We start from the raw sequence: 18,874 nt of genomic DNA, 5'->3' as shown, positions 1-18,874 counted from the left end.
CGACCCCGGCGGCCTTTCCCGCAGCACGGAGCCTACCCATGAAGATCGACCTGTCGGGCAAGACCGCCCTCGTCACCGGCTCGACCACCGGCATCGGCTTCGCCATCGCCCAGGGCCTGGCCGGGACCGGCGCCGAGGTGATCGTGAACGGCCGCAAGCCCGCCGCGGTGGATGAGGCGATCGAGCGGATCGGGCAGGCCGTGCCCGGCGCCGCACTGCGCGCCGCCGTGGCCGACGTCTCGACCGCCGCGGGCTGCGCCGAGCTGCTGGCGGCGGTGCCGGAGGCCGACATCCTGGTCAACAATGTCGGCATCTTCGAGATGAAGGACTTCTTCGACATCCCGGACGAGGACTGGGCCCGGTTCTTCGAGGTCAACGTCATGTCCGGCGTGCGGCTTTCGCGCGCCTATCTGAAGGGCATGCTGGCGCGCAACTGGGGCCGGGTCGTGTTCATTTCCTCCGAATCCGGCCTGAACATTCCGGTGGAGATGGTGCATTACGGCTTCACCAAGACGGCCCAGATCTCGATCGCCCGCGGCCTGGCCAAGCTGACTCGCGGCACCGGCGTCACCGTCAACTCGGTGCTGCCCGGCCCGACCATGACCGAGGGGGTCAAGGAGTTCCTGCGCGAGATGGCCGACGAGTCGGGCAAGTCGATCGACGAGACCGCGACCGAGTTCGTTCGCACCCACCGCCCGACCTCGATCATCGGCCGCATGGCGACGCCCGAGGAAGTCGCCAACATAGTGGTCTATGCCGTCTCGCCCCAGGCGGCGGCCACCAACGGCGCCGCCTTGCGGGTGGATGGCGGCGTGGTCGACGCCCTGACCTGAGAGCCCGTCCGATATCGCTACTGGCGCGGCCGCCTGACGGCGGTCTCTCCGCTTCCGGTGCTCACGCACCAATGTGCGCTGCGCTCCGGTTCTCGAAACCACCGCCAGCCGACTCACGCCAGCGCGATCTCGGACGGGCTCTGACTTGAGGCATCAGTCCGAACTTGGTCATCGCCGCCGCGGCGGAAGGCGCGCGGCGACCGGCCAGTCTCCCTGGCGAACAGCCGCGAGAAATAGGCCGGATCGTTGAAGCCGAGGGCGTAGGCCGCCTCGGCCACCGGGACATTGGTGTAGAGCAGCAGGCGCTTGGCCTCGAGCAGCAGCCGGTCCTGGATCAGCCGGGCCGGCGGCGCGCCGGCCACCCGGCGGCAGGCGGCCCAGAGCCGCTTCGGGCTGACCGCCAGCGCCCGGGCATAGTCCTCGACCTCGTCATGGGCGCGGTAGCGCTCCTCGATCCGCTCGCGGAACCGGGCCACCAGCAGCGCCTGCGGGCCCGGCGCCGCGGCCTCTCCTCCTCCCGCCTGCGCCAGGCGCAGCACCTCGACCAGGATCCCGACCAGGAGCGCCTCCACCGCCGCGGCGCGGCCGGGCGCCAGCCAGGCCAGCTCGCGCGACAGCCGGCCGAGGCTGGCGCGCAGGAAACCCTGGTCGGCGACCGGGATCACGGCCGGCGCCGCGAAGAGCGGCCGGAACTCCGGCTCGCGCCGCACCAGCTCGCGCAGATACGTGTCCGACACGGTCAGCACCGAGCCGACCGTCTCCGGCTCGAAGTCGAAGCCGTGCACCACCCCCGCCGGCACCAATAGCAGGCAGGGCGCCCGCAACCGGATCGACTGCCCCTCGGCCCGGGCGACGCCGCCGCCGCGGGTGAAGTGGAAGACGTGGTTCAGGTTGGCATGGGCATGGGGCCGGATGGTCCAGCCGCTCGGCCGGCTGCGATCCTCCAATGCCTCCAAATGGAGGAACCGGTCGTCGACAGTCCGCGGCGGCTCGCCATAGAGGAAGAAGTTCGGGATCGCGGGCGTCTGCATGGGCTTCTGCCCCCTTCCTGCCCAGGGCTCACGGGAAAAACAGTCCAAGTTTTCCGACGCCGCGTCCATGGCTTTCCGCGTCGCCGCGCCTAGCCTCTCCGGGAAGGGAGGAGCCATGCGCACACAGATCGCGATCATCGGCGCCGGGCCGGCCGGGATGGTGCTGGCCCATCTGCTGCACCACGCCGGCATCGAGGCCGTGGTGGTCGAGCGCCGCAGCCGGGAGCATGTCGAGGGTCGGGTCCGCGCCGGGGTGCTGGAGCAAGGCACGGTCGACCTGCTGGACCGGCTCGGCCTCGCCGACCGCCTGCACCGCGAGGGCCTGCCCCATGCCGGCACCAACCTGGCGGTCGATGGCGAGGTCTTCCGGATCGACATGCAGGCCCTGACCGGATCCTGCATCACCGTGTACGGCCAGCAGGAGGTGATGCGCGACCTGTTCGACGGCGCCCTGGCGCGCGGCCTGCCGGTGGTGTTCGAGGCCGGGGACGTGGCGCTGCACGGCATCGACACCGACCGGCCGTCCGTCACCTGGCGGCAGGACGGTGCCGAGCGGCGCCTGGACTGCGACTTCATCGCCGGCTGCGACGGCTTCCACGGCGTCACCCGCGGCTGCATCCCGGACGGCGTGCGGCGGGAGTTCGAGCGGATCTACCCCTTCGGCTGGCTGGGCGTTCTGGCCGAGGTGCCGCCGGCCCATCACGAGTTGATCTACGCCAATCACGAGCGCGGCTTCGCGCTGGCCAGCATGCGGTCGGCCCATCGCAGCCGCTACTATGTGCAGTGCCCGCTGGACGACCGGGTCGAGGACTGGCCGGACGAGCGCTTCTGGGACGAGGTCTGCCTGCGCCTGGGCCCGCAGGCGGCGGTGGTGCGCGGCCCGTCCTGCGAGAAGAGCATCGCGCCGCTGCGCAGCTTCGTGTCCGAGCCGATGCGCCACGGCCGGCTGTTCCTGGCCGGCGACGCCGCGCATATCGTGCCGCCGACCGGGGCCAAGGGGCTGAACCTGGCGGTGTCGGACGTGGCCATGCTGGCCGAGGCGTTCGGGGAGTTCTATGCCGAGCGTTCTTCGGCCGGCATCGACAGCTATTCGGCCCGCGCCCTGGCCCGGGTGTGGAAGGCGGAGCGCTTCTCCTGGTGGTTCACCGGCCTGACCCACCGCTTCCCCGACACCGGCCCGCTGGAACGTCGGCTGCAGCGGGCCGAGCTGGACTACATCCGCGGCTCCCGCGCCGCCCAGACCGTGCTGGCCGAGAACTATGTCGGGCTGCCGCTGGTCTAGGGTTGCGTGGAATGACGCCATTTCCATAACTGTCATGCCCGGGCTCGACCCGGACATCCAGAGAGCGTCGACATCTTCTGGATTGCCGGGTCAAGCCCGGCAATGACAACTTTGGATCAGGTGCGGTTCGAGGCGTTCCCTACCCCGCCTCTTCCAGGATCATCCCGGCCCCCTTCTCCGCCACCATCATGGTCGGGGCGTTGATGTTGCCGGCGGTGATGTTGGGGAAGATCGAGGCGTCGACCACGCGGAGGCCCGGAACGCCATGCACCCGCAGCCGGGCGTCGACCACCGCGGTCGCCGGGTCCGGCCCCATCGCGCAGCTGCCGCACAGGTGGTAGATCGAGCCGCTGTTGGCCCGAAACCAGTCGAGCAGCGCATCGTCGCTCTCGACCCCGGCGGAGGGTGGCATCTCCTCCGCCGTGATCGCGGCCAGGGCCGGCGCCGCCATGATCCGCCGCGCCAGCCGGCTGCCCTGCAGCACCTCCTCGATGTCGCGGTCGGTCGACAGGTAGTTCGGCCGGATCTTCGCCGGCGCCGCCGGGTCGGGCGAGGCGATGGCGATCTCGCCGCGGCTGGTCGGCCGGCACGAGTTGAAGGCCAGTAGGAAGCCGGGATAGGGCTCCGGTTTCAGCCCGGCCTTCGGGCTGTCGGGGATGCGGTAGGACAGCGGGTTGAAATACATCTGGATGTTCGGCCGCGCCTCGCCCGGCGCGCCGCGGAAGAAGCCGCCGGCCTGGTTGACGCTCATGGCGAAGGGGCCCTTGCGGGTCAGCAGGTATTGCAGCCCCAGCCGGGCCTGGCCCCATGGGCTGCCGAAGGGGCCGTTCAGAGTCGGCACGCGGGAGCGGTAGTAGAAGCTGGCGCAGAGATGGTCCTGCAGGTTGCGTCCGACCGCCGGCAGGTGATGCGCCACCGCGACGCCCGCCTGCTTCAGGCGATCCCCGTCGCCGATGCCGGAGAGCTGCAGCAGCTTCGGCGTGTCGACGGCGCCGGCGGCCAGGATCACCTCGCGCCGGGCGATGACGGTCCGGACCTCCGATCCCTGCCGGACCTCGACGCCGGCGGCGCGGCCGGTGTCGTCCAGCACCACACGCAACGCCTGGGCCTCGCGCTCGACCGCCAGGTTGCGGCGGCCCAGCGCCGGGCGCAGGTATTCGACGCTCGACGACGACCGCCGCCCGTCGCGGGTGTTGATGTCGTAGACGCCGGCGCCCTCGATCGACGCGCCGTTGAAGTCCGGGTTCAGCGGCAGCTGCAGCTCGCCGCAGGCCCGCAGGAAAGCGTCGCTGACCGGATGGATCATGCCGCGCATCGGCGTGACATGGATCGGCCCGTCGCCGCCATGCCACTGGGAAACACCGCCGGCATGCGTCTCCAGCCGGCGGAACTGAGGCAGCACGTCGTCATAGGCCCAGCCGGGGTTGCCGGCCGCCGCCCAGTCGTCGAAATCCGCCGCGGCGCCGCGGACGAACACCATGGCGTTGATCGAGCCGGAGCCGCCCTGCACCTTGCCGCGCGGGCAGTAGATGCGGCGGCCGCCCAGCGCCGGTTCGGGCTCCGACCAGTACATCCAGTTGACCCGCGGGTTGTAGTAGCTGCGGGCGTAGCCGACCGGGATGCGGAACCAGAAGGAATCGTCGCGGCCGCCGGCCTCCAGCAGCAGCACCGAATGCCGTCCGCTCTCGCTCAGCCGCGCCGCCAGGATGCAGCCGGCCGAGCCGGCGCCCACGATGACGTAGTCGTGGGTCATGAGGAGGTCTCGGAGAACTGACCTCGCCCTTTACTGTCATTGCCGGGCTTGACCCGGCAATCCAGAGGGCGTCGACAGTCTCTGGATGCCCGGGTCAAGCCCGGGCATGACAATTTGGAGGGGATCAATTCGGGGTCCTTGAGTGGGTCGTCTTATCCCCGCGCTGGGGCGAACTGCTTCACGTCTGCGGGCTCGGGCGCCATCTGCAGGTGCAGCCGGTCGCCGGTGTAGGGCGAGTGCTTCGCCACCACCTCGAGGTCCAGCTCCACCCCCAGCCCCGGCTCGCGCGACGGGATCAGGTAGCCGTCGTCGAAGGCCAGAGGCTTCTTCAGGATCTCGGCGTGGAAGCCGCCGAAATCGAGGATCGATTCCTGGATCAGGAAGTTCGGCGAGGCCGCGCCGAGCTGGATGCTGGCGGCGGCGACGACCGGGCCGCAATAGACGTGCGGCGCGATCTGGGCGTAATACGCCTCGGCCATGCTGGCGATCTTCTTGGCCTCCAGGATGCCGCCGACCCGCCCGATATCCGGCTGCAGGATCGAGGCGGCGCCCAGCTCCAGCACCCGCTGGAACTCGTATTTCGTGCACAGCCGCTCGCCGGTCGAGATCGGGATCGAGGTCGCCCGCGCCACCTCGGCCATCGCCGCCTCCTGCCCCGGCGGCACCGGCTCCTCGAACCACAGCGGGTCGTATGTCTCCAGCCGCTTGGCCAGGCGGATGGCCGAGGACGGCACCATCTGGCCATGCGTGCCGAACAGCAGGTCGGCGCCGCTGCCCACCGCCTCGCGCACCTTGCGGCAGAAGGTCTCGCAGCGGTCCATGACGCCGAGGGAGATCTGGTGCCCGGAATAGGCGGTGTAGGGGCCGGCCGGGTCGAACTTCACCCCGGTGAAGCCCATCCTGACCATCTCGGCGGCGCATTCCGCGGCCAGGTCGGGGTCGTTGAAGTCGAACTCCCCGGCCGCATTCTTCGGGTAGAGATAGGTGTAGGCGCGCAGCCTCTCGTGCACCAGCCCGCCCAGCAGGTCGTAGACCGGCCGGCCCGCCGCCTTGCCGATGATGTCCCAGCAGGCCATCTCCAGCCCCGAGACGATGCCCATCATCGTCGGGTCCGGGCGCTGGGTGAAGCCGCTGGAATAGGCCGACCGCCAGAACCGCTCGACCCGGTGCGGGTCGTGGCCTTCCAGGTGGCGCTGGAACACGTCCTCGATCAGCGGCACCATCGCCTGGGGGTGGAAGGCGGTCGAGTAGATCTCGCCGACACCCTCGATGCCGTCATCGGTCTTCAGCTGCACGAAGATCCAGTACATGCCCCCGACATGCGGCGGCGGGACGGCGACGACATGGGTCTGAAGCGATGCGATCTTCATGCGGCGGCCTTTCGCTATGGGCCGGCGCAACGGCGCGCCGCGGCCCGGCGCATCATGGATCGCCCGATCCCGCCCCTCCAGGCCGGCGGCGACGGAAAATCCCGCGCAAACGACGCCGCCCGGCCGGCAAGTCACGAAGCTGTGGCCCGGCCGTCATCGCCCTGTCATGCTTCGCCCCTAAAGGCAGCACCCGCAAACCACATGCCGACTGTCTTCGGGGGGCAGGATGCTCAATCGCCGTCAGGTTCTTTCCGCCGGCGTCGCCGCCGGCACCGTTGCCCTGGTGCCGCAGCGCCGCGCCAGCGCCGCCGCGACCCGGATCGACGTCTACACCAACAGCGACGCCAATGTGTCGGACTGGTGGACCAATGTCGTGAAGCCGGCCTTCGAGGCGGCGCATCCGGAGCTCGAGATCAACATCGTGATCTCGCGCGGGGCCGGCAGCGGCGGCATCGTGGCGATCGCCGACCGGGCCTTCGCGGCGCTGAAGGCGGGGGCCGACCCGCAGGTCGACTTCTTCGAGCAGCACGACCCGCGGCTGCCCAAGGAGGGGATCGAGGCCGGGCTGTGGGTCCGGCTCGACGCCGGCACCGTGCCCGGCTACGGCCGCGTCAACCCGCTGGCGATCGAGACGCCTTACGGCCTGCCCTATCGCGGCTCCCAGGTCGTGCTGGCCTATGATTCGGAGAAGGTGGCCGAGGCCGAGGTGCCGAAGGACTGGGCGGGCCTGGTCGCCTGGATCAAGGCCCATCCCGGCCAGTTCATCTACGGCCGGCCGGACAAGGGCGGGTCGGGCCGCAACTTCGTGGTCCGCGCCATCCACGAGGCCAATGGCCGCGACCCGGCGCTGTTCACCGTCGCCAACCACTCGAAGCAGGCGGCGGAGGAGCGGCTGCCCAAGGCCTGGGCCATCCTGAACGACCTGGCGCCGTCGCTGTACGAGAAGGGCGCCTACGCCGCCGGCAACACGCCGACGCTGCAGCTGCTCGCCAGCGGCGCCGTGTCGATGATCCCGGCATGGTCGGACCAGGCGCTGCAGGGCATCGCGCAGGGCGTGCTGCCGCCTTCGGTCAAGCTGTTCCAGCTGCAGGACCTGGCCCTGTGCGGCAGCTTCGCCGATGCGACCGTGCCCAGCAACGCGGCGCACAAGGACGCCGCCCTGGCCCTGGCCGACTTCCTGCTGACCGACGAGATCCAGGTCTCGGTCGTCAAGGACCTCGGCGGCTTCCCGGGCGTCGACTGGGGCAAGCTGCCGCCGGAGCTGAAGGACCAGTTCGCCGCGGTGATCCCGACCTCGATCCCCACATATCCGGGCGGCGACTGGGAGGCGGCGATGAATGACGGCTGGTACCGCAACGTCGCCCCCAACATCGACCGGTCGAAGTGACCGAAAGGTCCCCGCGCGCGATCGGCTTCCGGCGGCAGGCGCTCGGCCTGCTGATGGTGGCGGCACCGGTGCTGCTGGTGGTGGCGCTGGTGCTGGTGCCGGCGGTGTCGGCGATCCTGACCACGCTGCGGGTCGAAGTCGACGGCCGCAGCGTCTTCTCGCTGGCGAACTACGCCGAGTTCTTCGCCGACCCGCAGAGCCGCCGCAACCTCGGCTTCACTCTCTGGACCACGGCGGTGGCGACGGCGCTGCTGCTGGCCCTGTGCCTGCCGCTGGCGCTGTACCTCCGCTTCGCCGCCGGGCGGCTGCCGGCGGTGGTGCAAGGCATCGCCGTGTTCCCGCTGTTCGTGCCCGGCATCATCGTCGCCTACGCCCTGATCCGGTCGATCGGGCCGAACGGACTGCTGGCCACGATCCTCGCCGCCTTCGGCATCGGCGGCTATGTCTCGCCCTATCTCGGCCCCTGGGGGCCGGTGATCGGGCTGGTGTGGGAGGGCGTTCCCCTCACGCTCCTGGTGCTGCTGTCCGGCCTGGCCCAGGTGCCGCTGCCGGCGATCGAGGCCGCGCGCGACGTCGGCGCCGGCCCCGTCCGCATCCTGGTCAGCATCGTCCTGCCGCTGATCCGCAACTCGCTGCTGATCGCCTTCGCCCTCGAATTCCTCAACATCTTCGGCAGCTTCACCCTGCCCTATCTGCTCGGCCCCGCCTCGCCGGAGATGATGGGCGTCTACATGCAGCGCACCTTCGGCGACGTGCGCGACCCGGTGGCGGCCCAGACCCAGGCCGTCGTCACCTTCCTGATCTGCGCCGCGGTCGGCGTGCTCTATGTCCGCGCGATCTCGAAGTCGCGCGCCCGGGGGGCTCCGTGACCGCGGCCCGACGCCTGCTGCGCCGCCTGCCGGGACCGCTGCTGGCGGCGGTGCTGGCGGTGGCGATCATCGTGCCGATCGCCACCGTGTTCCTGTGGGCCTTCGCCGAGGCCTGGCGCTACCCGGCCCTGCTGCCGACGCAATGGGGCTTCCGCTTCTGGGGCATGACCCTGGCCCGGGCCGACGTCTGGTCGGCCCTGCGCACCTCGCTGGCGCTGTCGGTGGTGGTCACCGCGGTCTCGGCCGCGATCTGCCTGCCCGCCGCCTATGCCTTCGCCCGGCTCGACTTCCCGGGCAAGCAGCTGCTCCTCCTGTCCTTCCTGGCGACCCAAGCCTTCCCGAAATTCGGCCTCTATGTCGCCATCGCCGCGATCTTCCTGCAGCTCGGCCTGGTCGGCACCTTCGCCGGCGTCGCCATCATCCAGGTGCTGAACACGCTGCTGTTCATGATCTGGATCCCGGTGGCCGCCTTCCAGACCGTGGATCGAAGGCTGGAGGAGGCGGCGCGGGACGTGGGGGCAGGCCCGTTCCGCACCTTCTGGCACGTCACCCTGCCCCAGGCCGGCCCGGCCATCGCCGCCGCCCTGCTGCTCAGCTTCGTCGGCACCTTCTACGAGACCGAGGGCGCCTGGCTGATCGGCGCGCCGACGGTCCGGACCATGCCGATCCTGATGATCTCCCTGATCAACAACCAGCTGGTGATCCAGTACGGCGCGGTGCTGTCCGTGCTGCTCTGGGTCCCGTCCTTCGTGGCGCTGCTGTTCGCGCGCAACATCCTCAGCGCCCGCACCATCGCGCGCGGGCTGGGAGCCTAGGGACCACATGGCCACGCTCGAGCTCGACCGCCTGACCAAGCGCTTCGGCGAGACCGCCGCGGTCGACCGGGTGTCGCTGGCGATCGGCGACGGCGAGCTGGTCTGCCTGCTCGGCCCCTCCGGCTGCGGCAAGTCGACCGTGCTGCGCATGATCGGCGGCTTCGAGACGCCGAGCGGCGGCCGGGTCGCGATCGACGGCGCCGATATCGGCGCGCTGCCGCCGAACCGCCGCCCGACCGGCATGGTGTTCCAGAGCCACGCGCTGTGGCCGCACATGACCGTGGCCCGCAACATCGCCTTCGGCCTGCGGCTCAGGCCTCTGTCGCGCGGCGAGGTCGACCGCCGGGTCGACGGCGTGCTGGACCTCGTCGGCCTGTCCGGCTACGGCGGCCGCTATCCCGGCCAGCTGTCGGGCGGCCAGCAGCAGCGCGTCGCCATCGCCCGCTGCGTCGTGCTGGAGCCGAAGATCCTGCTGATGGACGAGCCCTTCTCCGCCCTCGACGCCCACCTCCGGGTGCGGCTGCGCGAGGAGGTGCGGGCGATCCAGCGCCGCCTGGGCCTGACCACCGTCTTCGTCACCCACGACCAGGAGGAGGCGATGACCCTGGCCGACCGCATCGTGGTGATGAAGGACGGGCGGATCGAGCAGGTCGGCCGGCCCGGCGAGATCTATGCCCGGCCGGAGACCGAGTTCGTCGCCGGCTTCATCGGCACCATGACCCTGGCCGAGGCGCGGGTCGAGGCCGGGCGTCTGCGCTGGCACGGCTTGGCGGCGTCCTGCGACCTGCCGGACGGCCCCGCCACCCTGGCGCTGCGGCCGGAGGACCTGGTCCCGGTCCCCGCCGGCACGCCGGGCACCGTCTTCGGCCGGGTCGCCCGGCTGGTCGATCTCGGCGCCGTCCGGATGGGCGATGTGGACATCGGGAACGGCACCGTGCTCAAGCTGCAGCTCGGCCGGGCCGACGGCCTCGCCGAAGGCGCCGCGGTGACGCTGCGCCCCACCCGCTGCGCGCTGTTTCGCCCGGGCGAGCCGGCACGTCACCTGACCCTGGCCGAACCCGCCCGGCAACCGGAGCAGACCCATGCCTGACGGCATCGAGATCCTTTCCGACGGCCACCGCATCCGGCTGAAATGGCACCGGCTGCAGCGCCGGCCCGAGGACATCCCCTTCACCCCCGCCCGGCTGCGCGAGGGCATGGCGCTGGGCGCCTCGATGGAGGTGGATCTGCGCCGCCGCGCCGATGGCGGCTTCGCCTGCCTGCACGACGAGACGCTGGACCGCGAGACCACGGGACACGGCCCGGTCGCGGCCGCCACCTTCGCCGACCTGCGCGGCCTGCGAATGCGCGGCAAGGACGGTACGCCGACCGGGGACCGGCTGCTGCAGCTCGAGGACCTGACCGAGCTGGCCGCGGCCGGGGCCGATCCGGCGGCCCTGGTCCAGCTCGACCTCAAGGAGGCGGACGGCGCCCTGGACGGCCGGAGCGTCGATGCCTTCCGGAACGCCCTGGCGCCGGTGGCCGGCCGCTTCATCCTGAGCGGCGGCGACTGGACGGCGGTGCGCCGCCTCGGCGCGACCTTGCCGGGGCTGCGCCTGGGCTTCGATCCCTGCGACGACGACACGCTCGGCACGCTGCGGACGGCCGCGGATGCCGAGCGTTTCATCGCCGCGGCGCTGGACCGTGCCCCCGAGGCGGCGATGATCTATCTCTCCTACCCGATCGTGCTGCGCGCCGATGCGCTGGGGGTGGACCTGATCGCCGCCTGCCATGCCGCCGGCCGGACGGTCGACGCCTGGACCTTGAACCCCGACCATCCGGGCGCGGCGGCCGCGCTGGCCCGGCTGGTGGCGCTGCGCGCCGACCAGATCACCACCGACGCGCCGGGCGCGCTGGAGGCGATGTTCGGCGCGACACCACGCCCCTAGGGCGGAACCCATCGCGTCCCTCCGCATTGCCAAGCAGAGGGACACCCGCGGGAACCACCGAATGATCGACACCATCGACCGCTGGCTGGACTGGTTCCAGGCCCAGCTGCCCTGGATGCCGCCCTGGGCGATCAGCGCCGGCCTGCTGGCCCTGGCCGTGGTGGTCGCCAGGGCCGTCCACAAGATCCTGTTCCGGACCGCGACCCGCATCGTGGCCGGCAAGGACCTGTTCTGGCGCTCGCTGGTGTCGCGCACCCACGGGCCGACCCGGCTGGCCGCGATGATCGTCGCGATCTCCGCCGCCGGCACCGTCGCGCCGTTGTCCGACGCCCAGATCGGCATCGTGCGCCACCTCCTGCTGCTGGCCTTCATCGCCCTGCTTGGCTGGGTGGCGCTGACCGCGCTGCACATCTGGATGACGGTCTATCTGCGCCGCTTCACGCTGGACGCCGAGGACAACCTGCTGGCGCGCAAGCATGTCACCCAGACCCGGATCCTGCGCCGGGTGGTGGCGGCGTTGATCGTGACGGTCACCCTCTCCGCCGCGCTGATGACCTTCGAGGAGGTGCGGCAATACGGCATCAGCCTGCTGGCCTCGGCCGGCGCCGCCGGCCTGGTCATCGGCCTGGCGCTGCAGCCGATGCTGAAGAACATGATCGCCGGCATCCAGCTGGCGGTGACCCAGCCGATCCGGATCGACGACGCCGTCCTGGTCGAGAACGAGTGGGGCAACATCGAGGAGATCACCTCGACCTATGTCGTGGTCCGGCTGTGGGACTGGCGCCGGCTGGTGCTGCCGCTCAGCTATTTCATCGAGCAGCCGTTCCAGAACTGGACGCGCGAGGGCTCGGCCCTGATCGGCAGCGTCTTCCTCTATCTCGACCACACCGCGCCGGTGGAGGAGATGCGGCGCAGGCTGGACGATATCGCCAAGGCCTCGCCGCTGTGGGACGGCCAGGTCGCGGTGCTGCAGGTCACCGATTTCCGCGAGCAGGTGATGGAGATCCGCATGCTGGTCAGCGCCCGCAACTCCGGCCGCGCCTTCGACCTGCGCTGCGAGGTGCGCGAGAAGATGATCGCCTGGCTGCAGGCGGCGCATCCGCACGCCCTGCCCCGCTGGCGCGGTGAGCTGCAGCCACCAGATGTCGAGGCCGAGGAGATCGTCCGCCGCCGGGCCGCCGGCCGCGGCTAGCTGCCGCTCAGCAGCCCGACCAGCCAGGGGTGCAGGCCGGGATTGGCCCCGAGCACCGCGCCGGTCGCCGGGATCGGGCCGCCGTCGAAGCCGGTGGCGATGCCGCCCGCCTCGCGCAGCACCAGCACCGCGGCGGCGTGGTCGAGCGGCGACAGGCCGTCCTCGAAGAAGGCGTCGTGCCGGCCGGCCGCGACATAGCACAGGCTGAGCGCGGCGGAGCCGAGCCGACGCACCCCGGCGGCGCGGTCGATCACCCCGCGCAGCGCCCGGTGATAGGTCTCGACCCCGATGCTGCGGAGCTGGCCGGGGATCGGCAGGCTGGCGCCGACCAGAGCCTCCTCCGGCACGACCGCGCGGTCGATCCGCAGCCGTCGGCCGTTCAGGAAGGCGCCGAGGCCGCGCTCGGCGACGAAGGCCTCGCCCAGGCTGGGGTCCAGCACCACGCCCGCCACCGTCTCGCCGCCTTCGACCAGGGCGATGGCGATGCCGAAGAACGGCATGCCCCAGGCGAAGTTGGTGGTGCCGTCGATCGGGTCGACCAGGAAGGTGCCCGCACCGTCTCCGCGGATCGCCGTGCCCTCCTCGCCGGTGATGGCGTGGTCGGGAAAGGCGGCGGACAGCACCGCGGCCACCGCCGCCTCGGACTGCCGGTCGGCGGCGGTGACGAAGTCCCGCGCGCCCTTGCGCTCCAGCGCCGTCCCCTCCCAGCGCCCGGCATGGGCGCTGAGGGCCCGGATCGCCTCCGCCCCGGCCAGCGCCGCCTCCAGCATGCGCCGGCTGCGGTCGGTCGGCGCCAGGGCGGCGATGTCGGCGGGCGGCGCGAACGGTCGAAGCATGGTCGGTCTCGGTGCGGAGCGGGACCTCCTTATCCCATGCGCCCCGAAGGTGGCCAAGGCACCGCTTCCCGCTTGCCGTGTTCCATATTCGTTCCTATCATGACTCATCGCCTTTCCTCGAGGATCGAGCATGGCGGCTCGCGACAGCTTCATCGACTTCCTGCGCGACCAGCTCGCGCCGCTCGGCCCGATCGCGCCCCGGCGCATGTTCGGCGCGACCGGCCTGTTCTGCGAGGGCGTGATGTTCGGCGTGATCGCGGAGGATGCTCTCTACCTCCGAGTCGACGACCTCAACCGCGCGGCCTTCAAGGAAGCGGAGGCTTTCCCGCCGCTCAGCTACGAGAAGCAGGGCCGCACCATCGACCTCTCCTTCTGGCGCGTGCCGGACCGCCTCTTCAACGAACCCGACGAGCTGATCGACTGGGCGCGGGCCGGACTGGCGGCCGCGCATCGGGTCGCAGCCGCGGGATCGCGCGCCCGGTGACCCGCGATGCAGCTCTCCCTCGCCCTCGAAGACTCTCCGCTTCTGCCCCGGGTCCGGGACCGGCTGCTGGCGCGGCTCGGGCCGCGGCGCGACAGCCGGCGCCGAGATCCGGTCAGCCAGCTGGTCCGCAGCATGCTCGGCTCCAAGACCCGGGACGAGGTGTCGCGGCGCGTGTTCCGGGAGCTGCGCCGGCAGTACCCGTCCTGGGATTGGCTGCGCGAGGAGTCGCCACACGCCGTGCTGCGGATCATCTGGCCGGTGAACCTGGCGGATGCGAAGGCCGAGCAGCTGCCCCAGGCGCTGCGCATGATCGTCGCCTGCACCGGCCGCCTCTCGCTCGACCATCTGGCGGATCTGGACGAGGAGGCGGCGATGCAGTGGCTGCGCCGCCTGCCCGGCGTCGGGTCGAAGATCGCCGCTGCGGTTCTGAACTTCAGCACGCTGCGCAAGCGTGCCCTGGTCGTCGACACGCATCTGCTGCGGCTCGGCGGCCGGCTGGGGCTGCTGCCGCCCGCTGCCGACTACGATGCCGGATTCGAGCTGTTCATGCGCCAGCTGCCGGATGCGTGGGACGCCGAGGATCTGGCCGAGCTGCATCGGCTGATGAAGCTGCTGGGCCAGACCATCTGCACCGCCCACGCCCCGGCCTGCGGCGCCTGCCCGCTGCGCGACCTGTGCCCCCGTTGCGGGATGTGAGGCTGCCAAGCCCGCGAATTGGGCTCTTCCAAGGAACAGAGCCGTCATTGCGAGGAGGCGAAGCCGACGAAGCAATCCAGGGGCCGGTTCGCACTGGCCCCTGGATTGCTTCGCTGCGCTCGCAATGACGATTTCGGCGATCCGGGCCCTCACCCCGCCTTGGCCGACGCCTTCAGCAGGTCGCCATGCACCGCCTTCAGCTTCTCGACCTTCGGGGTCGAGACCGCGCGGATATAGGGCTGGTTCGGGTTCCGGGCAGCGTAGTCGTGGTGATATTCCTCGGCCTCGTAGAAGGCCTCGAGCGGCACCACCTCGGTCACCACCGGCGCATCGAACAGCCGGTCCCGCTCGATCTGGGCGATATAGGCCTCGGCCACCCGCTTCTGCTCGTCATCGGCATAAAAGATCGCCGAGCGGTACTGCCGGCCGACATCGTTGCCCTGGCGGTCCTTCTGCGTCGGGTCGTGGGCGATCGAGAAGAACAGCTTGAGGATCTGGCCCAGGCTGATCTTGCCGGCGTCGTAGACCACCTCGATCACCTCGGCATGGTCGGTGGCGCCGCTGCAGACGGTGCGGTAGTCCGCCGTCTCGCGGGTACCGCCGGCATAGCCGGGGCGCACCGACAGCACGCCGTCGAGCTGGCTGTACACCGCCTCGGTGCACCAGAAGCAGCCGCCGCCCAGCACGATCGAGCGACGGCCCTGCTCTTCGGCGTCCAGCTCGGGGGCGGGAAAGGACCAGGGATCGATCTTCAGGGCCATGGGATGTCTCCGGCGGCCGGGCGCGGCCGCAAGCGCGATGTGCCCTCCAAGGTGAGATCGCCCGCCCGGCGGGACAAGCCCCTTCAGCCGGCAAGGAGCGGGCCTGACGCGCGCCAGGCCCAGCGCCGGCCGTCGTGGCTCAGCTCCACGATGCCCAGCGGCACGACGTCGATGCGCCAGAAGGAGGAGGCCGGCGCGCCCAGCCCGTGCAGGATCGCCGCCCGGATCACCGCGGCATGGGTGACGGCGATGCCATGGCCGCCGTCGCCGGCCCGGGCGTCGACCCAGGCCGCGGCCCGGCGCAGCAGATCCGACAGCGTCTCGCCGCCATGCGGGGCGGCGTCCGGATCGGCCAGCCACGCGATCACGGCCTCCGGCTCCTCGGCCTGGACCTCCTGCAGGCGGCGCCCGGCCCAGCGCCCGGCATCGACGTCGCGCAAGGCCGGCGCCTCCGCCGCATCGAGCCCGAGCGCCGCCGCCGTCTGCCGCGCCCGCAGCGCCGGGCTGGCCCATGCCCGGTCGGCCCGCCGGATCATCGGCTTCAGCCGGGCCGCCTGCGCCAGGGTGCCCTCCTCCAGCGGCTCGTCGGCGGGAAAGGCGCCCGACCGGGTGGCGGCGGTGGCGCCGTGGCAGATCAGGGTCAGGCGGGTCGGCATCGGCGGAACCGTTCGGCTGCGGAGCTCACGACAGCAGGAAAGCACGATGCGCCGCCCGCCGGCAGCGGCTTCGATTGACAGAAGTCGGGCCCCGACCCATGCTGCAGCCTGTTCGCCATGGATGCGGAAGCCGGTGCAACTCCGGCACGGTCGCGCCACTGTGACCGGGACGGCGTCGTCGACGCGGTTCCGGAAGTCAGACCCCGCCATGGCCCGGCTGCACAACAACGGGACGCGAATCCCAGGGGAGCGCTATCATGTCCGACATCACCGCCGCACGTCCGATTTCCATTCCCGTCGGGCCGATCCCGGTCGGCGAGGTGCTGCCCTGGGCGGTGTTCGCCGGGCTGATCCTGCTGCTCGCGGTCTACTTCGTCGGCGCCGAGCAGGGCGCGCCCTCCCTGTTCTCCGGCAGCGCTGTGCACGAATTCGTGCATGACGGCCGCCATCTGCTCGGCTTCCCCTGCCACTGAGGCCAACCGCCATGGTTGGAAGCCTGTTGCTGCGCGGCATGCTGGTCGGCGTGCTGGCGGGGCTGCTCGCCTTCGGCTTCGCCCGGATCTTCGGCGAGCCGCAGGTGGACCGGGCCATCGCCCTGGAAGGGACGCTGGGCCATTCGCATGACCATGGCGACCATGACCACGCCGCGGCCCCGGCCGGCGGCGAGGCGGAGGAGCCGGATCTGGTCAGCCGCGAGACCCAGGCCGGGCTCGGCCTGCTGATCGGCGCTGTCGTCTACGGCGCCGCCATCGGCGGGCTGTTCGCGCTGGCCTTCGCCTTCACCTATGGCCGGGTCGGCCGCCTCGACGCCCGCGCCACCGCGGCGCTGCTGGCGCTCGGCGCCTTCCTCGCGCTGGTGGTGGTGCCGGGCCTGAAATACCCGGCCAACCCGCCCGCGGTCGGCAATCCGGACACGATCGGCGAACGCACGGCGCTGTTCTTCCTCATGCTGGCGATCTCGGTCGCGGCGCTGGTGCTGGCGGTCAGGCTCGCGCTCGGCCTGGCCCGGCGCCATGGCGGCTGGAGCGCCGGCCTGATCGGCGGCGCCGTCTACATCGCCATCATCGCCGTCGTGCAGATCGCCCTGCCGGTGGTGAACGACGTGCCGGAGGGCTTCCCGGCCGACCTGCTGTGGGATTTCCGGATCGCCTCGCTGGGCATGCACGCGGTGCTGTGGACCACGATCGGCCTGGGGTTCGGCGTTCTGGCCGAACGCGCCCTCGCCCGCCGCGCCGGCGGGCGTCTCGCCTTCTCCCGCTGATTCTTCTGGCCCGCTCCAATAATCGAGGCAAATAACATTGTCATGCCCGGGCTTGACCCGGGCATCCAGGACTATCGATGCCGCTCTGAGTGGCCCTGGATTGCCGGGTCAAGCCCGGCAATGACAAATAGGGGAATAGTGGCTGCCCTAACCCGCATGGACAGCGGCCGGCAGGAGATCCGCGAAGCGTCCCAGCCGTGCCGAGTCCTCGACCGGCACGGCCGGGCCGGTGCCCCAGCCGACGATCCGGCAGGGCACCCCGGCCGCCCGGGCGCAGGCGAGGTCGATGCCGGTGTCGCCGACATAGACCGCTTCGCCCGGCGTCACGCCCAGCGCGCCGAGCGTGTGCAGCAGCGGCCGCGGGTCCGGCTTCACATGCGGCGTGGTGTCGGCGCCCACCACCACGGACAGGTCGCCCAGCAGGCCGAGCCGGTCCAGCACCTGCTCGGCCAGCGCCTGCGGCTTGTTGGTGCAGACGCCGAGCCGGATGCCCGCGGCCCGCAGCGCCGGCAGCGCCGTCGCCGCATCGGCATAGAGCCGCGAATCCGCCACCGGCCGGGCGGCGTAATGGTCGAGATAGATCCGGGTGTCGCGGTCGACATCCTCTTCCGGCAGGCCCAGGGCGCGATGCAGCTTGACCACGAGCATTCGCGCCCCCTCCCCCACCAGGGTCTCGATGAAGGCAACCTGCTGCGCCGGCGCGCCGCGGTCGGCCAGCATGCGGTTGACCGCGTGGGTGATGTCCGGCGCGCTGTCCACCAGGGTGCCGTCGAGATCGAAGATGGCGGCCTTCATGCCGGGTCTGCCTGCCTGTGAATCCGCGCCGGCCTAGCCGACCATGAAGCGGTAGCGGCCGGTGACCGGAAAGTCGAGCAGCCGATCCTCCCGCCGCGTCCCGCCGCCGATGTTGTGGACCATCAGCGGCGCCCCGCCGGCGCCGGTCCGGCCCGTGACAACGGCGATGTGCGGCAGATTGCCCGGGAGCCTCTGGGTGACCAGGTCGCCCTCGGCGAAGTTCCTCGGCGATTCTATGGGCAGCGCCCGCCCGTGGCGGCGGAAGAAGGTCTGCAGGTTCGGCACCCGGCGATGGTCGATGTTGCGATCCGGGCGCGACAGCCCCCAGGCACGGGGATAGCGCGAGAAATTCGCCCGCATGTCCTCATGCACCAGGCGCTGCAGGTCGATGCCTAAGGCGTCACGATAGGCGCGGATCACCACATCGGTGCAGACGCCGCGGTCGCGGGGCACGTCGCCGCCGGGATAGGCCAGACGGACATAGGCGGGGTCATAGGACACGGTGACGCCGATCTGGGCCTCGGCCGCCGCCACCAGCCGTGCCGGCCGGTCCGGCGCTTCGGCCCGGGCGATGCGGCCGAGAACCGGCAGAAGACCGAATGAGAGGAAGAGGCGGCGTCGAAGCATCCCGCGATCGAAGCAGGACTCGGTGGCCGGATTGCGGCGGCCGGTCAACCGATGCGGCGGAACGGATACGCGTCGCGGATCCGGGAATTCACGAACCGGCCCTTCGACTCCGCCTGCAGCAACTGCCGGTAGACGCGGTCCGGAACGGGATAGTAGCGATAGACGGCACCGCCGGCATATTCGACGTCGAGCGCCTTGGTCCGCGGATCATAACCGACGGAGTGGACGGCGCTGGACTCGAGCGGAGCCCGCCTGATGCGCGGCATGGCACGGCCTCCTCCCCTCTCGAACGGCCCGC

21 protein-coding genes and 1 riboswitch are annotated in these 18,874 nt (G+C 71.2%); of the genes, 12 read left to right on the top strand and 9 right to left on the bottom strand.

Going from position 1 to position 18,874, the window contains the following annotated elements; translation table 11 throughout:
• Positions 1 to 38 precede the first annotated feature (38 nt).
• The gene (locus LG391_RS26755; protein ID WP_225771106.1) at positions 39 to 833 is read left to right on the top strand and encodes an SDR family NAD(P)-dependent oxidoreductase; all 795 of its coding nucleotides are present in this window, start codon (positions 39 to 41) and stop codon (positions 831 to 833) included.
• A gap of 113 nt (positions 834 to 946) precedes the next feature.
• Here LG391_RS26755 and LG391_RS26750 read toward each other — a convergent pair whose 3' ends face one another.
• Positions 947 to 1,864 (bottom strand): helix-turn-helix domain-containing protein, encoded by a 918-nt coding sequence (locus LG391_RS26750; RefSeq protein ID WP_225771105.1) that lies wholly within the window; start codon positions 1,862 to 1,864, stop codon positions 947 to 949.
• A 115-nt stretch (positions 1,865 to 1,979) separates the two neighbouring features.
• On the opposite strand from LG391_RS26750, the gene pobA reads away from it, so the two are divergent.
• Positions 1,980 to 3,146 (top strand): 4-hydroxybenzoate 3-monooxygenase, encoded by a 1,167-nt coding sequence (pobA, locus tag LG391_RS26745; RefSeq protein WP_225771104.1) that lies wholly within the window; start codon positions 1,980 to 1,982, stop codon positions 3,144 to 3,146.
• Positions 3,147 to 3,285: 139 nt separating this feature from the next.
• Here the strand turns inward: pobA and LG391_RS26740 are convergent, their stop codons facing one another.
• The gene (locus LG391_RS26740; RefSeq protein ID WP_225771103.1) at positions 3,286 to 4,899 is read right to left on the bottom strand and encodes a GMC family oxidoreductase; all 1,614 of its coding nucleotides are present in this window, start codon (positions 4,897 to 4,899) and stop codon (positions 3,286 to 3,288) included.
• Positions 4,900 to 5,051: 152 nt separating this feature from the next.
• Positions 5,052 to 6,269 carry a mandelate racemase/muconate lactonizing enzyme family protein gene (locus tag LG391_RS26735; RefSeq protein WP_225771102.1) on the bottom strand — a complete coding sequence of 406 codons (1,218 nt, stop codon included), beginning with the start codon at positions 6,267 to 6,269 and terminating at the stop codon, positions 5,052 to 5,054.
• Positions 6,270 to 6,495: 226 nt separating this feature from the next.
• On the opposite strand from LG391_RS26735, the gene LG391_RS26730 reads away from it, so the two are divergent.
• From LG391_RS26730 to LG391_RS26705, 6 genes are all read left to right on the top strand, one after another.
• On the top strand, positions 6,496 to 7,656 hold the full coding sequence (locus LG391_RS26730; RefSeq protein ID WP_225771101.1) for an extracellular solute-binding protein: 1,161 nt from the start codon (positions 6,496 to 6,498) through the stop codon (positions 7,654 to 7,656).
• On the top strand, positions 7,653 to 8,525 hold the full coding sequence (locus LG391_RS26725; protein WP_225771100.1) for an ABC transporter permease: 873 nt from the start codon (positions 7,653 to 7,655) through the stop codon (positions 8,523 to 8,525). Before LG391_RS26730 ends, LG391_RS26725 begins: the two co-directional genes overlap by 4 nt.
• The gene (locus tag LG391_RS26720) at positions 8,522 to 9,340 is read left to right on the top strand and encodes an ABC transporter permease (RefSeq protein ID WP_225771099.1); all 819 of its coding nucleotides are present in this window, start codon (positions 8,522 to 8,524) and stop codon (positions 9,338 to 9,340) included. The genes LG391_RS26725 and LG391_RS26720 overlap by 4 nt, the downstream gene beginning before the upstream one ends.
• A 7-nt stretch (positions 9,341 to 9,347) precedes the next feature.
• Positions 9,348 to 10,430: an ABC transporter ATP-binding protein gene (locus LG391_RS26715; RefSeq protein ID WP_225771098.1), complete on the top strand. Its 1,083-nt coding sequence runs from the start codon at positions 9,348 to 9,350 to the stop codon at positions 10,428 to 10,430.
• On the top strand, positions 10,423 to 11,268 hold the full coding sequence (locus LG391_RS26710) for a glycerophosphodiester phosphodiesterase family protein (RefSeq protein WP_225771097.1): 846 nt from the start codon (positions 10,423 to 10,425) through the stop codon (positions 11,266 to 11,268). The genes LG391_RS26715 and LG391_RS26710 overlap by 8 nt, the downstream gene beginning before the upstream one ends.
• 61 nt (positions 11,269 to 11,329) lie before the next feature.
• The gene (locus tag LG391_RS26705; protein WP_225771096.1) at positions 11,330 to 12,460 is read left to right on the top strand and encodes a mechanosensitive ion channel family protein; all 1,131 of its coding nucleotides are present in this window, start codon (positions 11,330 to 11,332) and stop codon (positions 12,458 to 12,460) included.
• On the opposite strand, the gene LG391_RS26700 is transcribed toward LG391_RS26705, so the two are convergent.
• Positions 12,457 to 13,296 carry an inositol monophosphatase family protein gene (locus tag LG391_RS26700; protein WP_225771095.1) on the bottom strand — a complete coding sequence of 280 codons (840 nt, stop codon included), beginning with the start codon at positions 13,294 to 13,296 and terminating at the stop codon, positions 12,457 to 12,459. The genes LG391_RS26705 and LG391_RS26700 overlap by 4 nt on opposite strands.
• Before the next feature lie 130 nt (positions 13,297 to 13,426).
• Here LG391_RS26700 and LG391_RS26695 point away from each other — a divergent pair, with 130 nt between their 5' ends.
• Together LG391_RS26695 and nth are read left to right on the top strand one after the other, a co-directional pair.
• Positions 13,427 to 13,780: a TfoX/Sxy family protein gene (locus tag LG391_RS26695; protein WP_225771094.1), complete on the top strand. Its 354-nt coding sequence runs from the start codon at positions 13,427 to 13,429 to the stop codon at positions 13,778 to 13,780.
• A 6-nt stretch (positions 13,781 to 13,786) separates the two neighbouring features.
• A complete protein-coding gene (gene nth / locus LG391_RS26690) occupies positions 13,787 to 14,476 on the top strand; it encodes an endonuclease III (RefSeq protein ID WP_225771093.1) in 690 nt (229 codons plus the stop codon).
• Between the two features lie 149 nt (positions 14,477 to 14,625).
• Here the strand turns inward: nth and msrA are convergent, their stop codons facing one another.
• A complete protein-coding gene (msrA, locus tag LG391_RS26685) occupies positions 14,626 to 15,237 on the bottom strand; it encodes a peptide-methionine (S)-S-oxide reductase MsrA (protein ID WP_225771092.1) in 612 nt (203 codons plus the stop codon).
• Positions 15,238 to 15,320: 83 nt separating this feature from the next.
• Positions 15,321 to 15,893, bottom strand: a complete 573-nt coding sequence (locus LG391_RS26680; RefSeq protein WP_225771091.1) for a histidine phosphatase family protein — start codon at positions 15,891 to 15,893, stop codon at positions 15,321 to 15,323.
• A gap of 125 nt (positions 15,894 to 16,018) precedes the next feature.
• Positions 16,019 to 16,095, top strand: a riboswitch (cobalamin riboswitch).
• A 55-nt stretch (positions 16,096 to 16,150) separates the two neighbouring features.
• Between LG391_RS26680 and LG391_RS26675 the strand changes: the two genes are divergently transcribed.
• Positions 16,151 to 16,366, top strand: coding sequence for a CbtB domain-containing protein (locus LG391_RS26675; protein ID WP_225771090.1), 216 nt, complete (start codon positions 16,151 to 16,153; stop codon positions 16,364 to 16,366).
• A gap of 11 nt (positions 16,367 to 16,377) precedes the next feature.
• Positions 16,378 to 17,154, top strand: a complete 777-nt coding sequence (locus LG391_RS26670; RefSeq protein WP_225771089.1) for a CbtA family protein — start codon at positions 16,378 to 16,380, stop codon at positions 17,152 to 17,154.
• A 147-nt stretch (positions 17,155 to 17,301) separates the two neighbouring features.
• Here the strand turns inward: LG391_RS26670 and LG391_RS26665 are convergent, their stop codons facing one another.
• The 3 genes from LG391_RS26665 to LG391_RS26655 are packed head-to-tail and all read right to left on the bottom strand — an operon-like array spanning position 17,302 to position 18,842.
• Positions 17,302 to 17,949: an HAD-IA family hydrolase gene (locus LG391_RS26665; RefSeq protein WP_225771088.1), complete on the bottom strand. Its 648-nt coding sequence runs from the start codon at positions 17,947 to 17,949 to the stop codon at positions 17,302 to 17,304.
• Positions 17,950 to 17,982: 33 nt separating this feature from the next.
• A complete protein-coding gene (locus tag LG391_RS26660; protein WP_225771087.1) occupies positions 17,983 to 18,576 on the bottom strand; it encodes a DUF1287 domain-containing protein in 594 nt (197 codons plus the stop codon).
• A gap of 44 nt (positions 18,577 to 18,620) precedes the next feature.
• Complete coding sequence (locus LG391_RS26655; protein ID WP_225771086.1) at positions 18,621 to 18,842, bottom strand: KTSC domain-containing protein; 222 nt, start codon at positions 18,840 to 18,842, stop codon at positions 18,621 to 18,623.
• Between the last annotated feature and the right edge of the window lie 32 nt (positions 18,843 to 18,874).

The sequence above is a fragment of the Inquilinus sp. Marseille-Q2685 genome (assembly GCF_916619195.1).
GTDB lineage: Bacteria > Pseudomonadota > Alphaproteobacteria > DSM-16000 > Inquilinaceae > Inquilinus.
Note: the sequence above shows the minus strand (reverse complement) of the source record. Positions and strands in the feature narration are given on the sequence as shown.

What these genes read in the sequence shown, in the direction of transcription:
- LG391_RS26755 (WP_225771106.1), top strand. Translation starts at nt 39, where the DNA reads ATGAAGATCGACCTGTCGGGCAAGACCGCCCTCGTCACCGGCTCGACC.
- pobA (WP_225771104.1), top strand. Translation starts at nt 1,980, where the DNA reads ATGCGCACACAGATCGCGATCATCGGCGCCGGGCCGGCCGGGATGGTG.
- LG391_RS26700 (WP_225771095.1), bottom strand. Translation starts at nt 13,296, where the DNA reads ATGCTTCGACCGTTCGCGCCGCCCGCCGACATCGCCGCCCTGGCGCCG.
- LG391_RS26665 (WP_225771088.1), bottom strand. Translation starts at nt 17,949, where the DNA reads ATGAAGGCCGCCATCTTCGATCTCGACGGCACCCTGGTGGACAGCGCG.
- LG391_RS26670 (WP_225771089.1), top strand. Translation starts at nt 16,378, where the DNA reads ATGGTTGGAAGCCTGTTGCTGCGCGGCATGCTGGTCGGCGTGCTGGCG.
- LG391_RS26710 (WP_225771097.1), top strand. Translation starts at nt 10,423, where the DNA reads ATGCCTGACGGCATCGAGATCCTTTCCGACGGCCACCGCATCCGGCTG.
- LG391_RS26705 (WP_225771096.1), top strand. Translation starts at nt 11,330, where the DNA reads ATGATCGACACCATCGACCGCTGGCTGGACTGGTTCCAGGCCCAGCTG.
- LG391_RS26735 (WP_225771102.1), bottom strand. Translation starts at nt 6,269, where the DNA reads ATGAAGATCGCATCGCTTCAGACCCATGTCGTCGCCGTCCCGCCGCCG.
- LG391_RS26715 (WP_225771098.1), top strand. Translation starts at nt 9,348, where the DNA reads ATGGCCACGCTCGAGCTCGACCGCCTGACCAAGCGCTTCGGCGAGACC.
- LG391_RS26695 (WP_225771094.1), top strand. Translation starts at nt 13,427, where the DNA reads ATGGCGGCTCGCGACAGCTTCATCGACTTCCTGCGCGACCAGCTCGCG.
- LG391_RS26655 (WP_225771086.1), bottom strand. Translation starts at nt 18,842, where the DNA reads ATGCCGCGCATCAGGCGGGCTCCGCTCGAGTCCAGCGCCGTCCACTCC.
- msrA (WP_225771092.1), bottom strand. Translation starts at nt 15,237, where the DNA reads ATGGCCCTGAAGATCGATCCCTGGTCCTTTCCCGCCCCCGAGCTGGAC.
- LG391_RS26740 (WP_225771103.1), bottom strand. Translation starts at nt 4,899, where the DNA reads ATGACCCACGACTACGTCATCGTGGGCGCCGGCTCGGCCGGCTGCATC.
- LG391_RS26730 (WP_225771101.1), top strand. Translation starts at nt 6,496, where the DNA reads ATGCTCAATCGCCGTCAGGTTCTTTCCGCCGGCGTCGCCGCCGGCACC.
- LG391_RS26675 (WP_225771090.1), top strand. Translation starts at nt 16,151, where the DNA reads ATGTCCGACATCACCGCCGCACGTCCGATTTCCATTCCCGTCGGGCCG.
- LG391_RS26680 (WP_225771091.1), bottom strand. Translation starts at nt 15,893, where the DNA reads ATGCCGACCCGCCTGACCCTGATCTGCCACGGCGCCACCGCCGCCACC.
- nth (WP_225771093.1), top strand. Translation starts at nt 13,787, where the DNA reads ATGCAGCTCTCCCTCGCCCTCGAAGACTCTCCGCTTCTGCCCCGGGTC.
- LG391_RS26660 (WP_225771087.1), bottom strand. Translation starts at nt 18,576, where the DNA reads ATGCTTCGACGCCGCCTCTTCCTCTCATTCGGTCTTCTGCCGGTTCTC.
- LG391_RS26750 (WP_225771105.1), bottom strand. Translation starts at nt 1,864, where the DNA reads ATGCAGACGCCCGCGATCCCGAACTTCTTCCTCTATGGCGAGCCGCCG.